At 65.5% G+C, this 16,077-nt stretch carries 10 protein-coding genes; 5 read left to right on the top strand and 5 right to left on the bottom strand.

Annotation, left to right across the window (positions count from 1 at the left end; translation table 11 throughout):
* Positions 1-63 precede the first annotated feature (63 nt).
* Both ACG2LG_RS22550 and ACG2LG_RS22545 read left to right on the top strand, forming a co-directional pair.
* Positions 64-324 carry a hypothetical protein gene (locus tag ACG2LG_RS22550; protein ID WP_396262923.1) on the top strand — a complete coding sequence of 87 codons (261 nt, stop codon included), beginning with the start codon at positions 64-66 and terminating at the stop codon, positions 322-324.
* 275 nt (positions 325-599) lie between these two features.
* Positions 600-2,057, top strand: a complete 1,458-nt coding sequence (locus ACG2LG_RS22545; protein WP_396262921.1) for a transposase — start codon at positions 600-602, stop codon at positions 2,055-2,057.
* Positions 2,058-2,833: 776 nt separating this feature from the next.
* Here the strand turns inward: ACG2LG_RS22545 and ACG2LG_RS22540 are convergent.
* Positions 2,834-3,586 carry a hypothetical protein gene (locus ACG2LG_RS22540; RefSeq protein WP_396262919.1) on the bottom strand — a complete coding sequence of 251 codons (753 nt, stop codon included), beginning with the start codon at positions 3,584-3,586 and terminating at the stop codon, positions 2,834-2,836.
* A 184-nt stretch (positions 3,587-3,770) separates the two neighbouring features.
* Positions 3,771-5,483, bottom strand: coding sequence for a sialate O-acetylesterase (locus ACG2LG_RS22535; RefSeq protein WP_396262917.1), 1,713 nt, complete (start codon positions 5,481-5,483; stop codon positions 3,771-3,773).
* Between the two features lie 307 nt (positions 5,484-5,790).
* On the opposite strand from ACG2LG_RS22535, the gene ACG2LG_RS22530 reads away from it, so the two are divergent.
* The 3 genes from ACG2LG_RS22530 to ACG2LG_RS22520 all read left to right on the top strand — a co-directional run bounded on the left by ACG2LG_RS22530 (position 5,791) and on the right by ACG2LG_RS22520 (position 7,990).
* On the top strand, positions 5,791-6,327 hold the full coding sequence (locus ACG2LG_RS22530; RefSeq protein ID WP_396262915.1) for a sigma-70 family RNA polymerase sigma factor: 537 nt from the start codon (positions 5,791-5,793) through the stop codon (positions 6,325-6,327).
* A complete protein-coding gene (locus tag ACG2LG_RS22525; protein ID WP_396262913.1) occupies positions 6,324-7,775 on the top strand; it encodes a FecR domain-containing protein in 1,452 nt (483 codons plus the stop codon). Before ACG2LG_RS22530 ends, ACG2LG_RS22525 begins: the two co-directional genes overlap by 4 nt.
* Positions 7,776-7,855: 80 nt before the next feature.
* A complete protein-coding gene (locus tag ACG2LG_RS22520) occupies positions 7,856-7,990 on the top strand; it encodes a hypothetical protein (protein ID WP_396262911.1) in 135 nt (44 codons plus the stop codon).
* A gap of 320 nt (positions 7,991-8,310) precedes the next feature.
* Here the strand turns inward: ACG2LG_RS22520 and ACG2LG_RS22515 are convergent, their stop codons facing one another.
* The 3 genes from ACG2LG_RS22515 to ACG2LG_RS22505 form a co-directional block, all read right to left on the bottom strand.
* Positions 8,311-15,462: a M56 family metallopeptidase gene (locus ACG2LG_RS22515; RefSeq protein WP_396262909.1), complete on the bottom strand. Its 7,152-nt coding sequence runs from the start codon at positions 15,460-15,462 to the stop codon at positions 8,311-8,313.
* On the bottom strand, positions 15,459-15,860 hold the full coding sequence (locus tag ACG2LG_RS22510) for a BlaI/MecI/CopY family transcriptional regulator (RefSeq protein ID WP_396262907.1): 402 nt from the start codon (positions 15,858-15,860) through the stop codon (positions 15,459-15,461). Before ACG2LG_RS22510 ends, ACG2LG_RS22515 begins: the two co-directional genes overlap by 4 nt.
* Positions 15,861-15,869: 9 nt before the next feature.
* Positions 15,870-16,077: hypothetical protein (locus ACG2LG_RS22505; protein WP_396262905.1), on the bottom strand; the 208-nt coding region annotated here is incomplete at its 5' end.

Below are 16,077 nucleotides of genomic sequence, written 5' to 3'. Positions count from 1 at the left end.
TAGCCCACGACTTGAACCAGACACGGCACCTCCCTTTCAACCCTCAAACCACCCCGAAGGCGCGTGGCTGGCTCCAGTCGCAGCCATAGGGTCTACCTGAACGGCACCAGGATCCAGTCCTACAGCTGGTGGGCGGACCCCAAGGACAACCGCCAATGGCCGATGAGCAAGCGGGCGGTCGCCCAGCTCAGGAAGGGCACCAACACCCTCGCCATCTCCACCACCCTCGTCTACCCCTCCTCCCAGAAGCCGCACTGGAAGGACGAGGTCTTCGGCCACGTGGACTGCTACATCGAAGGCCTCCGGAAGGAGGATCTCTACTGAAAATGCCAGCTCCTCGGCTCCCTAATCAGGGCTCGATTTCTCGGACCCCTTCGAGAGGCCAACGGCCTCCATCATCATAGCCCGGGGCAACGAGTACAGCGAGGCCGCCCTGGGAACCGGCCCCAAAAAATATCCGCAGGCTGAAAGCCTGCCTCATCACGGGCCGCCGATCTCCGAATCGGCACCCAACGCTTCACCCACCCCGACTTCCAACCCCTCCGATCTATCCCGCCCAAACTTGCCCGGCACAATAAATGTTCTTATGAACACTCCTTGTGCCTTCCATCTACCAACCCCGCCGCCCCCGCGCCTCGCCCCTGTGGCAAATCGTCCACCACGCTTTGGGCGAATTCCTCGCCACCTACGAGCACTGCCACCGCAAGGCCTGCGGCCCGCTCCGCCCCGACACCATCGACGTCGTCGAACGCTTCTACTGCTGCGGCGACCTCTCCACCGGCTTCACCCGCCTCCAGTGTCCCGACTGCGGCCACGAACGCCTGCTCGCCTTCACCTGCAAGGGCCGCCACTTCTGCCCCTCCTGCCATCAGCGCCGCGTCCGCTCCACCGGCCACTGGATCGGCCACACCCTCTGCCACGAGGTTCCTCACCGGCAGTTCGTCTTCACCATGCCCCGGCCCCTGCGCGGCATCTTTCGCAAGCGACGACACCTCCTCGATCTCCTCTTCCGCACCTCCATCGAAACCCTGCGTGACTGGTTCCGCTCGCGCCTCGATCTTCCCGACGGCCAACTCGCCGCCGTCGCCGCCGTCCAGACCTTCGGCGACTACCTCGTCTTCCACCCCCACCTCCACGTTCTCGCCGCCACCGGCCTCTACGACCGCGAAGGCACCTTCCACGAACTTCCCGTCGAAGGCATCGAGCCCCTCGCCGAACTCTTCCGCCACCGCTTCCTCGCCGTCCTCCGGGCGGAGAAGCTCATCAGCGAGAAGAAACTTCGCCAGCTCCTCGCTTGGAAACACAGCGGCTTCAGCCTCGATGCCGGCACCCGCCCGGTCCGCACCGCCGTCGGACGTCAGAAGCTCGCCGAGTATCTCCTGCGCGCCCCCTTCTCCCTCGAAAAGATCACCTGGGTCGAGAAAACCAGGCGCGTCATCTACCGCTCCCGCACCAGTTGGCGCACCAAGCGGAATTTTCAGGTCTTCACCGCCATCGACTTCCTCGCCGCCGCCGTCGAGCACATCCCGGCGAAGAATCAGCACACCATCCGCTACTACGGCCGCTACTCGAACAAATCCCGCGGCCTCGAAGTCCGGCCTTGGAAACCCAGCGTCGATCCCGCCGCCCCGCACACCGTGCCCGCCCCGCCCAAGCGGAGCGCCCGCAACCTCCGCCCCCTATGGCGCAAACTCATCCTCCGGATCTGGCGCACCGATCCTCTCATCTGCCCCTGCTGCAAGGGCCTCATGCGCCCCAAGGGTCGCCTCCAACGCCCCGAGGAAATCCAATTCTTCCTCCAACTTCACGGCCTCTGGGAAGGCATCATCGACATCCCGCCACCACCCGATCCGCCCTACGACATCGACACCATGGAGCCGCTGTCCTGCCCCTTCGAGCGTCTATTGGAGCGCCGACGCGCAGCCGCGGGACCAGCATCTTTCGCAGATCGCGCTTCCCAAGCCGAATGGCAGGCCCCGGAACTCCCGCTCGACGACGAGCGCATCCTGGTCCTCGATGCCGATCCGCCCCCGGCCGACGAGTTCCGGGAATTCTGAACTTCAGCTCGGCTCTGGCTCGCCTTCACCGCACGTTCTTGACGTCGCGGACCGGAATCCTCACGCTTCAAGCCATGAAAACCGTCGAATGTCCGGTCTGGAAAGCCCCACCAAAGGAGCCAAACCGCCTCAATCCGGTTTCAGCATTTCAGCTTTTCAGAATTTCAGCCTTTACCCGCCCCCTTCCTCCCCCGCAACCCCCTCCAACCCCGGCCTTCAGGGCTCCTTCCGCCGGTCCCTGAAAAAGCAATTTCCTAGCAGTTCGTGGATGAGAGACGCAAGGTTGATGGGGCGGTTCAGGAGCGTATCAGGGCACCGTCCCGCATGGAGGATTCACGCCGTCGGGGCCAGGCGATGCGCGACAGCGTCGCGCGCCCCTTCTCGCTTCACCTCCAGTTCCAGAGAAACAAGCCACCAAATCGGTTCGGGCGGCGCACTGCTCCCCGACCGAGGAACAACGCCGGAATCAGGGAAAAGCTCCGAGTCCCTGCTCCAAATCGTTGAATGCATGCTGAGAATCGACGACGCGAGCAAGCGTTTGCACACGGACTTCTGGATCGGTGCACTCGGGCACCTCAGGGAATCTACGGAGTCATGCCCGGCCAAGGTGATCGTCGCCGTTTCAGCGGTCCTCCTTTCCGGACCCGCACTTGAGAGGATGCCCGCGACAGACCCGGAGGAAAGTTCGATACAAACGCAAAAAAGCGCACCCGCCGGCAGACGGGTGCGCTCGTGAAAATCAATCGGTCGGTCGCCCAACCGCGCTTCGGCGAGTCTCAGGCCCGGCGGCGGCGAAGCAGGCCGAGGACCCCGAGACCGCCGAGAAGGGCGATGCTGGGCTCGGGGATCACGGTGAACTCCGCGGCGACCGTGACCGGGCGGCTGCTTCCTCCGGTGAATTCGTAGGTCCCGGCACCAGCGGTAGCGATGGTCGCGTAGCCGGAGCCGCCACCTGCGGAGCCCGCCGGGCCATCAAGAAGAACGGTCAGCGGCGATTGGGCCGTGCCGGAACTGCCGTTGTTGGCGTGAGAGGCAACGACGAAGCTGTCGTTGGCCGTCGTGGTGAGACTGACGGTCTGGCTTTGAGCCGAGTTGGTGGCTCCCACGCCATCCGCCGTCCCCGAGAGGAACAACCAGGAAGCCGCGAAGTCATCGCTGCCCGATCCGTCGATTACAAGATTGCCGGTGCCAAACGTTCCGCCGGCATCGGAGGCGTCCAGGTAGTAGATCCAGGTCTGCTGGATCGCATTGGTGTCGGTGACGGCCAACGTGAATGAGTCGCCGTTGAACGACACGCCGGTGGGAAGAGAGTCTCCGAAGCCGTCCTCCCCGGAGATGGTGACCACGACTTTGGATGCGCTGGACGCGTCGAAGCTCGAGAGCATGGTCGCCGGTAGCGAACTGCCGCTGCTGGCGTCGAAGGTGCCGCTGCCCGAGCCTCCCAGAATGGAGATCGCGGCGGAGGCGACGGAGATCGAGGCCAACGAGATGGCGGCGATGGCGGTGGGGAGGATGGAATTTGGCATCATGGCGGTCACTTCAGTTTGCTGGATGAAAGTCTGCTTGGGTTCGGACGAGCACAGCTCGTGCACGTCATCGCTAATGAATTCGATGGAAGGCGGTGCCGTTAACGAAACTTCTGAGTTTTTTTTCAGGACCTCGGGATCTCGCTGAAGCCGGAGGCGTTGGGCCGGGGCTTCCCATCACGGACCTTCACGGCAGCAGCCCGAGCATCGTCGTGGCGGCAGCGCTGCCGATCGATTGCTGCCCGGCGGCGTCGAAGTGGAGGTTGTCGCCCTTCATGCCGAAGCCGTCGGTATCGACCCAGTCGGTGAGGGGGTCGCTGTCGGCGACGGTTTCCTGGGCGGTGCGGACCACCCCGAGTCCGGTGGCGTTCAGCGCGGTCTGACCGTCGGAGAGGCGGATGACGACGAATGGAAGGGTCGTGCCGTAGGTCGCCGTGATGTCGTCGAGGAAGTTCTGGAGGTTGGTCTCGTATGCATTCCACAGCGACGAGCCGCCCTGGATATCGCTTTCGCCCTGGAGCCAGATCATGCCCTCGATGCCGATGGTGGCGTCCGGGTAGGTGGTGGCGAGGGCGGCGAGGCCGTTGGTGACCGTCTGCTGGAAGGTGACGTATTCCGGCCCGTCGCCGCTGGTGGTGGCATCGCCTCCCGCCACCCAGTCGCTGGCCAGGTTGGTGCCCCCGTTGGCGTATTTGATCAGGGCGACACGGGTCGTGGTGCCGTCGCCGAGCTGGTCGGCGAGGGTGCGGCCGAAAGTGATCGAGGGGCCGAAGCCGTCGGTCTCCGAAAGTCCCGGGCGCAGGGTCGTGAGGGCGGCGGTCTCGTTCTGGACCTTGTAGTAGAAATCGATGTCATCCTGCGGCTGCTGGAGATCGGTTGGGCTCGTCGGTAGTGCGGAAGGATCGGCGCGACCGTCGGCATTCGACTGCCCCCCGACCAGGAAGACACGGACGGTTTCCACCGCCGAGACAGGTGAGTCCTTTTCGATGATCGAGAAAAAGCGCCGCGGGCCGTCGCCGGCAACATCGGTCAGCGTATTGGTCGGTAGCGTGGCGCTGAGGTCGCCGTAGGTTTCCGCGCCGTCATCATAGACCGCCCAAGTGGTGGGAGCGGTCGAGAGGTTGGTCGAGCTGACGAGGTCGTAGAGTTTGCCGCTCTGGCTGGGCCAGGAGAAATCGAAGCCAGCGCCGCTGGAGGTGATTGTCAGTCTTAATTCGGGAGTGACGGCGGCCCCGCCGGCAACAAACTCGGCGGCGATGGTGACCGGCCGGCTGTTGCTGCCGGTGAAAGAGTAGGCACCCGTGCCCGCCGGACCGACGATTGCGTGGCCCGAGCCGCCGCCCGCCGAGCCGGCGTCGCCGTCGAGAAGCGGAGTGAGGGGCGCCTGAGCGGTGGCACCGCCACCGTTGTTGGCGTGGGCGGCGACGACGACGCTGCCGTCAGCCGTGGTGGTGAGGTCCACGCTCTGGGTAGGAGATGACGCGCTGGCCCCGGCTCCGTCCGCGGTGCCCGAGAAGGCGAACAGCGAACCGGCGAGATCATTGCTGCCGCTGCCGAGCACCACCAGGTCGCCGACGCCGAAAGCTCCGCCCGGAACGGCGCTGGCGTCGAGATAGTAGATCCAAGTGTGCTGAATGCCGTTGTTTGCGGTGATGACGGGTGTCATCGGCACCGAGTCGAAGGTCAGGCCCGTCGGCAGCGAGTCGCCGAATCCATCCTCATCGGAGATCGTCGCCACGAGCTTGGTCGCCCCGGTCGCGTCGAAGCCGACAAGACCGGTGAGGGGATAGCTGCCGCTGAGGCCGGGGAAGGAGTCAGAATTTTCGCGGGAAATCTGGGCAGGCAGTCCGCCCGAGGTGAGGAGAAGCGTAAGGACGGCGAGAGTTCTGGCAGAATTCATGGTATTCACGAGGCGATGGATGGTTTCGAAGCGCGTGGCGACGGATTGGCGGTGATGAATTCACGATTCCGGTCGGGCGTTAACAGAAAACGTGGCGTCTCGGTTGTATTGCTCGTGAAGCGGGCGCGACAGCGTCGCGTCAGGCGAGGGGAATGCAGAGAAAGCTGATGGGAGTGGATGGGGAGGTCACGGCCCGCAGGTTTCTGGGTTTCGACTGCCTTTGCCCCAAAGCCAGGGAACGATTCCGAGTCTCCGTCGCGGGAAATCAGTTAACGTTGCCGAATTTCCCGGATATGATAGCGGAACGATGGCCGACGATCTCCAGGAACAGTCGCGATTCGTCGGGTTGATCGCCCGGCACCAGGCGGCGTTGCATGCTTACATCATCTCGCTGATGCCGGGCGTGGACGGGGTGGACGACGTGCTGCAGGAGACCAACCTGGTGCTGTGGGAAAAGCGCAAGAGCTTCCGGGAGGGGACAAATTTCAAGGCCTGGGCGTGCCAGATCGCGCGCTACAAGGTGATGAGCCACCGGCGCCGACTGGCGAATTTCGGGCGTCCCGTTTTCGACGACGATCTGGCCGAGATGCTGGCCGCCGAATGCGAGGCCGAGCCGGAGGAACTGGATGTGCGGATGGAGGCGCTGCGGAAGTGCCTCGGACGGCTGCGCGACAAGGAGCGTGAGCTGATCAACCACCGCTACTTCTCCAACGATGGCCTTGAGGCGTTCGCCGAGAAGCGCGGGCAGAGCGTCGAGACCCTGCGGGTGACGCTTTTCCGCATCCGGGCGGCGCTGAGGAAGTGCATCACCGGGGTAATGAACATCGACCGCGCCCGATCATGAGCCGCCGCAAACTGGAAATGCTGCTCGACGAGTTGTTCGAGGGTCGGATCGAAGGCGGGGACTTCGAGCGGCTTCAAGCCGAGCTGCGCGCGAATCCCGAGGCCCGGCAGGCCTATCGCGAGACGCTGAATCTCGAGCACGCGCTGCGCTTCCGGGCCAAAGGGGTCGATCTGCTGAACGTGGTGCCGATGGAGAAGGTCGTCGAACGGCGCCAACGTCGGGTGCTCCGGCACGCGCTGGGTGCCGCCGCGGCCGTGGTGGTGCTGGGTGCGGTGGCGATGGCGTTGATCCTGACCCGCACGCCGCCGCCGGCGGTGACCTTCGAGACGAGTCCTGGCACCGAGTGGATGATGAGTCATGCGGCGACGGGTGAGGAGGCGCCGGACGGGCGGGTGATGGAGCCGGGTTCGCGGCTGGTGCTGGAGCAGGGGACGATGGAGCTGGATTTCGCCTCGGGCGTGCGCGGGATCGTGAGCGGACCGGCCGATCTGACGCTGTTGCGCGAGGATCTGGTGGATCTCGGGCACGGCACCGTGTGGTTCGAGGTGCCGGAAAAGGCGGTGGGTTTCCAGGTGCGCACGCCGGATCTGGTGCTCACGGATCTCGGCACGGCGTTCGGGATCGTGTCGAAGGACAATTTTCTCGACGAGGTGCACGTTTTCGACGGCGAGGTCGAGGTGCTGCATCGCCGGGGCGTGCGGCACGAGGAGCGGATCCGGGAGGGCGGGGCGAGGTCGGCGGATCCGGCCGGGCGGTGGCAGGAAATTCCACTTCGCCCCGGCGATTTCCGCACCGAACTGCCGGAGACCTCCTCGGCCCCGATCGTCGTGGACGACACAGCGACCTTCACGACCTCGCCCGGGAATGGGATGGTCCGCAAGGACTCCTTCACGTTCACGATCGACGGTGATCTTGCGGGTTTCGATCCGGAGGGCTCCGACAAGCTGGTAGCGACGTTTTCGCACGAGCGCGGGGCGATCGACGAAGTCACCTACGGTGGCGTGCGGATGGCGCTTGCGGCGCGCTCAACGAGCGGGTCCGAGCAGGAGACGGCGATCTATCACCTCGATGCTCCGGGTGTGGCGGGAGACATGGTGGTGCGTTTTAAGGGTGCCGCGAATGGTGTCGGCGGCTCGCTGCTGGCGCTGTCGAACACCGCGCCTGGCGGACCGTTGGCGCGGGCCTCGAGCACCTCGTCCCAAGCGCGGCTGGCCGTTGAGGAAGCCGGCTGCGTGGTGGTGGCGAGCCATGCCTTTAACGGCAACGGGAAAGACGACTCGGCGCGCGCGCTGGCGCCGGTGGTACCAGTGTTCTCGGGGCCGACCGGTTCGAGCGCCGGCGGCTCGGGCTACCTGACGGCGATTGTGCCGGGCGAGGTCGAGTTGAAGTTCGCCGGCGGCAGCCTGTACCCGAGCACCAGCGCGGCGGCATTCGCGCCGAGGCGGTAGGGAGTGTCTGAACTCAACCCCCTCCAACCCCGGCCTTCAGGGCTCCTTCCGCCGGTCCCTGAAAAAGCAATTTCCTAGCAGTGATCACCACCGGTCTGCCCTTCGCTGGCGCCCTGCTGCTGATGACCTTCTGCCTGTTCAAGGGGCTCAGGCGCGAGCGGATCGCCAAAACCGAGGAGGTGACCTCGAGCGTGGCACCCGAGCGCGGGGAATAAATCGCCGAACCGCCCCCGAAGATCGCCGCGGTCGCCGCGCTCATCAGGTCGGAAAAGGTCCCGGCAGCCAAGGCCGGCAAGCCGAAGCGCGATCTCCCGGCATTCCACCTCGGGCCGCCTCCGAAAAGAGCGCGCGACGCCGTCGCGCATCGCCTGCCCCCGGCAGGCCCACCTGTTTCAAGCCGAGAACCTGACGCGTTTCCAGGTCAGCGGCACTCCCCGATGCCTCGCTCCACCTACTCCTGGCGAGACGGCATCGCGCGTCCCTTTCCCCGACGTCTCCTACAACGACGTGCAGGCGTCCGGGCCATACGGGCGGTTCACCGGCGCCCGTTCTCCGCCTCATCTTTGGCCATCGCCTCCGAGGCCCGCGCCACCTCGGCGGCGCGCCGGCAAAACTCGTAGTCCGTGCCGTTCTGTGCCTGAAGTCCCACGATTCGAAACAGCTCGATCGCCCTCTGGTCTTCTTCGCCACCGGACAAGAGCCGGCACGCCTTTTCATACATCCGGAACGTGCGGTGCATGTTTTCCTCGGCCAGATCTTCGAACTTCGTGGCTTTCGCTTCTTCGAAACCGTAAACGCTCGTCGGCGTCTCGAGCTTGAGCCAGTCGTCCAACGAAATCCTCTCGCCGGTTCGCCGGTCCTTGATCAGCGAAATCTCCCCACTCTCCGGATTCACCAGGAACACCTGCCAGATGGCGAAGTGCCGGTAGTCCGGAAAATCCAGCCCGAGAATGTAGGCCTCGTCCCGAACGGCGTCCGGCGGCCACACGGTGCTCGCCCAAGCGGCCTCCGTCTGGAACCGCTCGCCCGCCGGCTTCGGCGAACTGGCCACCAGCGAGTAAGCATTCTCGCCCGTCGTTTCGCGCAATCGGCGCATCTTCCCCCGCATCGCCGCCACCGGCGGCAGCTTGAACAGTCGCGTCCAAACCGCCTCCGAATCCAACCCGGGAATCCGAGCGTTTCGCCGCGCATCGGCGGGCTTCCCGTCAGCAGCCCGTCCTCGCCTCTCTTTCCCCCCGAGCACGAACACCTCGCGCACCCCGGCCTCGACCGCACGGCGCCGGGCCTGCTCAACCTCGGCTTCGGGAATCCCGCCGTGGGCATGGATCGCCAGACTCATTTCCGGCTCGGCGGCGAGCCGTTCCTTGAGCCGGTCCCGCAGTGATTCGAGACCGATCCGCTCTCCATCGAACCAGCAAGCGGGCTTTTCGGAACGCGGCTTCTCCCAGCCCGCCTCGGCCATAACCAGACGGACGGACGGCTCGCCTTCGACCCGAGCTTCCGCCGGGAGCGGATCCTCCGCTGCTTCAACTGTCCCGCCTCCCGGGAGCCAGCCCTGCAACGACAGATCAACCCGGCGGCTTTGCCCGGACTCCAGCGTCACCGGCACCGCCTCATTGCCCGACTCGAGCTGCTTGTGCTTCACCAGCAAACCGGCCTCGCCCGGCGGCAGACCGCTGAGTCGGAACCGACCGTCCGGACCCGTCACGCTGCGCGCGCCCTCGAAGCTCCAGGGCAGGGACAGCTTGGAATAGTTGCCCGCCTTCCAGACGACCCACACCTGGGCGTCGGGCACCGGTCGTTGGCGGCCATCGACCACACGGCCCTCCACCGTCGCGGTGGATTTCGAAAGGTCCGCCACCAGCCCGGCCACCTGCTCGCCCTCGTCGAGCGAGAGGATTCCCACCCAGGCCCGGTCGGTCACCGGAGCCTGCGGGAATGGCTCGCCCGGCCGGGTCCACTTCGCCCATCGCGCGTTCTCCCCCGCAAGCGGACCCGACCAGGGATAATACACCATGGCACTCCCGGGCGGAGCCCCCTCGATGCGGAACTCGCCGTTCTCGTCCGTGATCGCGCGCAGGTGATTGGAAATGCCGGCGCTCATCCCGTGGGGCGCGTCCCCCTTCCCCTGCCAGTGATCCTCGAAATTGCAGTGAGTCGAGACCGACAGCGGCGCCCCGGGCAGCGGACGGCCCTCGGCATCCAGCACCCGACCGCTCACCACGCCCGCCTTGAGCATCAGGTAGCGCTGGTCCTCCCAGGTGCCGTCCGGTCGACTGCGAATGTCCATGTCGTAGTGATGCCAGCGCGAAAGATAGCCCTCGGCCTCGGCGCGCAGCCACAGACGCGCTTCACGACCGTCGCCGTTGTCCGCATCCGGGATCGGCACCTGACCCGAGGCATCGCTCACTCCCTTCCACACCGGCACGTTCCGCCGGCGGGACTGCCCGTTCTCGATCGTCTTGGCCTGCTCCTCGAACTGCACGCGCACCCCGGGGATCGGCCGGCCGGCGCTGTCGACAAAGGTCAGCGTCGCACCGGAATCTCCGTATAGGTCCAGGTGGAAGTTCCGAACCTGGGCCTCAAGCTGGACAAGCATGTCCCGATCCGTCGAAACCTCGACATGCTCGACGCCGGCCTCCTCGGCCATCTTGCGGGCCTTGCGCAGGTTCGCCCAGACGAAGTCCGGCTGAATGAAGATGAAGAGGTGAAGGTCCGGCGCCTCACGGACCCTGGTCTCGAGTCGGTCATGGAGCTGATCGAGCGTGATCCGCTCGCCATCCAGTCGGCAGTCGATCTCTTCCGGCGGCCGTTGTTCCTCGAGCCCCCCTTCCATCACCAGCCTGGCGACGGGTTTGCCCGCCTTCTCGGCCCGTGCCCCACTGGAGATGGCCAACCTCTCCCGGGCGGCTCGGCCAAGCTCCGTATCCGGCACCTGATCGACGATCCGCCTCAGGCGCTCGCGCTTGAACCCCCAGCCGGATAGAAGCTCGGTCACCCCGAGCAGGTTGTTTTTCGTTGCACTGAGGCAGTTCTCCACGAACCCGGCGAAGGATTGAAAATCCCGATCACTGTCCGCGGCCTGGCGACGACCTGGAAGCCACTGCTCCCGGAGTCCTTCCTCATCGAAGGACGCCATCCACGCATACTGCTCCAGCAGCCGGTCGAACCGCTCCTCGGAGGGAAGGTCCGGCCCCGCCAAGCGGTAGCGGGCCCGGATGGTGTCCTTTCCGATCCGCTCGGGCTCCGCCTCCAGCGCCTGCTCCGCGTAGCGGCGCGACTTCGCGTCGTCCCGTTCCTCCCACAGGTCGGGCTCGATGTTCGTCGAGAACAACACGGAAAGCTGGGTCAGGATGTGGCAGCGCTCCCTCGAGCTCGAAGCGCGCGGTAGATACCGGAGATAGTAGTGCTCGGCCACGGGCTGCCCCCCGGCGAGGGACGGGCCCGGCCGCTCCTCGGAGTCGTACATCAGGGCGAGTCGCAGATCCGGATCGTCGGCGCGTTCCAGGATGCCCTCGAAGACGTCCGGTTGCAGTTGGCATCTGGCCCGCTCGGCCAGGACCTCGCGCGGCAGCGAGGCGGCGTTCTGCGCATCGCGTTGGAACTCCTTCAGCCAGTCCGGTTCGAAGTCCGCGCGATCGAAGGCCTGCGCCTCTTCCTCCGGCGCCAGCAGCCGGCCAACGAGCAGCAAGCTGTGCGTCTCCCCCCGCATCCAGAGGAGCGGCCGCAGGACATCGGGCGAAAGGGTGTTGCGACCGAGCGGCGGGTGCCATTTCGAGAGAGCCAGCGGACCGATTTCCCTGACACTTTCGTCGCCATCTCCCATCCGGATCTTGTACCGCATGGCCCCCCGGCCGTCTTCATAGGCCTTCTGGAAGACGTCCAAGGAAATCCTCGCGAGCTCTCCAACCGTTCCGGACTCATGGCTCGAAAACCCGAGGTATCGTCCCTCCTCCAAAAGCAGCATGTGATAGCTTGCCCGGTGATCCCGAAGCGCCCCGGGAACCTTGCCCCTCCATTCCGCCTCGAAAGGGTCATCCTCCCGCATCGAGCCGCGGAACACCGTTCGCTCCAGCCGTAACATGGGTGGACCAAAGACCTGGCGGGCCTGCTCGGTGAAAAGCATGACGTGCTTGCCGCGGAAGGTCTGGGCCTCGAAATCGGCCTCCCTCACCACCAGCAGCCCGGCCACGGGAATCCCGTCCGGCATCCGAACCGCGAAGCCGAAGCAGCGATCGTCCTCCAGACGGTCGAACTGGTGCCCGCGCCACTCCCCATTCCCGACCTCCGCGTGGCCCTCGATCCCGGGCTTCTCCAAACGCGCCGAGGCCAGACGCCGCACCAATTCGTCCGCCGGCAGATCCTCCTCGGCCTCGACCAGCACGAACTCCTCCGCCCCGGGCACGCCGAGCGCGATCTTTCCGCCCGCGAACTCGGCGGTCAGGACCGCGTCCGGGCCGGGCTGTCGGAACAACTCATCTTCGAGGTGCACCATGTGCCCCCGATTGAGATTCAGGGCGCCGTTCTCGGCCCCGGACTCCAGATCGTGCAGCTTGAGACCCCGCCACTCCGTGTAGGGACCGTTGGCCTGCGGCGACGGCTGGACCAGCTGCCGCAGCGGATCCATCGGCCGCAACCCGACGCTGTATTGCGGATCATCCGTCGTCTTCTTCAGCGAGAGCCCGTAGAGTCGGTCCTCCGGATCGAGCGCCAGCAGGTAGCCGTGATCAGGAATCGTCACCCGATCGCGCGCTGCATCAGCCTTCGCCCGGGCCACCAATTCACGATGCGACACCCGCCCCAGCCAGTCCCACATCGTCGTCGGATAGGGCGGCCCGCCCTCCCACAGCGGCATCGCCCGCAGCCCGTTGAACAGCACGATTTCGTCGCCATCGATGGTGAAGCCGGGACCTTCGGTTTCTTCGGCGAAGGTCTGCCAGATCGCCGCCCGCCCGGCGTCACTCGCGGCGTCCACCTTCGGCAACCGCACGTAATGGTCGCCTGGCGGATCCACGGAAAAGCTCTTCGGGATTCCCGGTCCGTCGAAGGGATAGACGAAGTGCTGACCCTGCTGCCACACGATCGAGCTCGAGTCGTCATCCCCTTCGCCGGAAAGCTTGCGGATCGCGTTGAGAAAGGCCGGCACGGTGTTGTTGGTGAAACGCTCGGTGGGCGGCGCCTCGACCATCGCCAGCCGTCGCTTCAGCTCCGGCACGACCGACGGCTCCCCGGCACGTTCCAGATTCTGCGCAATCACCCACCAAGCGTCCTCGGGCAGGCGGTCGAAGGCCCGCTTCAGATGCCCGATCGCCTCGTCGCCACCCAGGGTCGCAAGCGCCGGAAGCGCCGCCCATGGCTTCTCCTCGAGAAACCCTGCGATGAGGTCCGCGTGCCGCTCGCCTCCCATCTTGCCGAGGAGCAACACACCGCAGTACCTCCGGTTCGGTTTGATATGTCCCGGCTGATCGGACAACTCCTCCAAGGTCCGCTCAAGATATGCCACCGCCAGCGGATGCCCCTTGAATTGCTCGATCGCCTTCATCGCGAGAACATCCGTCGGTCCACTGTCGAGATACTCGATCAATCCCGCCACGACCCCGGGACCGAGCCGCGTCACGTGAAGGAGGAAGTCCTTCTCCGACAAGTCACCCGCACGGCGCCGCTCGAACAAGGCCTCAAGTCGCTTCTTCTGATCTTCGCTCGTCTCCGGCAGCTCGCCGCGGGCCGGGACGTCCAGCCCGTTGAAGAAGAACTTGTGACGCGCCTTGAAGGGGATCACTTCGAAATGATCCACCTCATCCAAAGCCACATCCATCCGAACATACGCATGGCGGCCCCCGTTTCCGCGAAATTCACGGAAGTGCCGGTCATCCATCGGGTGCCTGGCACCATCCTTCGTCACCGCCACCACGTGATAACGGCCCGCCAGAAGCCTGCCTCGATTCCGAATGTTGAGCGTGAGCGTGCGATCCTGATCTTGAAGCGTGGTCATGTCCCACTCCATCGCTCCGGTTCCATCACCACGACCGCTCGCGGAACCGGCAAACAGTCTCGTGATGACCAGCTCGCTGCCATCGAGAGTCGCCACGGCACCCTCGACCGCCGGGATCGAAAACACCGGACCCGAATCCTCGGTGACCACCCGCAGCCAGACGTCAATCGCTTCGGGCAGCGAACCGCCCGTCTCCCGCAACCGCAGCGAGGCACTGGCGCCGATCCGTTCCACCAGAAAATCCGGGTTCTCCACCCTGGGCTCGCGCCACTTGCTGGTATGCAGATGCTCTCGACTCGAGTGATCAAACAGCCGGATCTCCACGACCTCGTAGCCGCTGTCCTCGCCGAGATCGAGATTCAGCTCCCACTGCGGACCCTCCTCCGACCGGGCGCCAGCCTCGCCGCGCACGGGCACCCATTCCAACGGAGACGCCTCGAAGCGCAGGCCATCGACCCGATACACCTGGTCGCGATCCGCCACCTCGACCCCCTTCTCGTAGCCGCCTGGAGGATCGTCGAAATCGAAGTCCGCCAGATCATTCCGCCCCAGCCCTCCAAGCACCACCGCCAAAGCAATCCCACCCAGCGCCAGAACCGCCAGCACCCACCCGACGCGGCCGAGCCGCACCGGTCCGTCGTCTCCCTGACCCAGCACCCGCAGCACCCGCTGCTTCAAGGGAGCGCCACTCGATCCGGTCGCCGCGAGACGCTCGGCGAACTTCGCCGCCGTGCCGTTCCGCTCGAGCCGACACTCCGAGCAGATCACCAGCGCCTCGGCGTAGTCCGCCGGCTCGCAGCCCGCCGCCACCACGTAGTTATCACACGCTTCCTCGCGCAGCGCATCCATCCGCCGGCTCATCCACCATACGGCCGGATGAAAGAACAGGACGGTCTCGGCCAGCCGTTGCACCACCACCGCCCAGTGATCGCGGCGGTGCAGGTGCGCCAGCTCGTGCGCCAGCACCGCCTCGACCTGCGCCGGACTCAGCCGGCTGGCCAAGGCCACCGGCACCAGGATCACCGGCTTCGCCAGCCCCATCACCACCGGTGCCGCCACCTCGCGGCTCCACGCGACCGCCACCCGGCCGCGCACCTCGAACCAGCGGCTCATCTTCGCCAGCGACTCGGGCCACGGCCCTTCGGTCATCGGCTCCGCCCGCTTCCGCAGCCGAGCCGATCCCGCCCAGCCGAGCAGGAGACGCAGCGTCATCAACACCAGACCGACCGCGTAGGCCGCCGTCGCCCATGGCGCAACCTTGCGCCAAGCATCCGACGTCTTCTCATCGGGCGCGACAGACGGTGGTCCTTCGACCCTCGGAGAGGGCGCGGCAGGAAGCGGATCCACGGCGACCGGCGCCACGGCCGGCGGCTCTTCACCGGCCATCTCGGCCCCGACCGCTTCGCTCGATTCCACGGCCGCCGCGGATTCGGTGACAACTTCGGGCATGTCCGCGCTTGCCGACACCTCCGGCTCCCGGCTCGGGGCGTCCGCCGCCCTGGGGATCAGGAAACACAGCGGAAACGCCACCAAGGACAAAGCCAGCCCCAACAGATGAACGCCATGGCGTCCCGCCGAAGTGCGGACCAGCAGTCGCTCCGCGAGGAATGCCGCCAGCCACAGCAAGGCTCCCACCCACAGCCAATGCGCCGCCGCCTGCGTGAAGCGCAGCACCCCATCCTCCAGCCCGCTCATCGCCGCCCTCCCTTCCGGTGCTTCTCGATCGCCTTGCGCAGCGCCGCGTGATCCTCGGCATCCAGTTGATCGCTCTCCAGCAGGCTCAGCATCATCGCCGAGGCCGAACCCTCGAACACCCGCTCGATCAGATCCCCCATCATCCCCTTCGACACCTGATCCCGGGAAAGCTTGGCGGAAAACTCATAGCCCCGCCCGGCCGTCGACTTCGTCCTCTTCACGAAGCCCTTCCGGAACATCACGTTCAGGGTCGTGATCAGCGAGGTGTGCGCCAGCTCCCGCCCCGCCGCCGCCATCGCCTCACGCACCTCCCGCACCGAGCGGGGAGATCGGGCCCAGAGGATCTTCAGAATCTCGAGCTCCAGCTCGGTCGGGTATTTGGATCGCTTTCGAGGCATAAGCTTCTATTACGATAGAAGAAAACGGCGAGGCAAGAACTTTTCTATTGAAATAGAATTCATCGGGCAATCACGCCTCTCCCACTGCCTTCTTCCTGAAAAAAGATGCCAGGCATACAGTGTCTTGACGGCGTTCTGCGCATTTGGTAGGAGAACCACAAGTCGATGAAAGCCAACGAGGAAAGCACGATGGAACCTGTCGAGAAGGCCGACCTGC

This window comes from Haloferula sp. A504, assembly GCF_044385805.1.
GTDB lineage: Bacteria > Verrucomicrobiota > Verrucomicrobiia > Verrucomicrobiales > Akkermansiaceae > Haloferula.
Note: the sequence above shows the minus strand (reverse complement) of the source record. Positions and strands in the feature narration are given on the sequence as shown.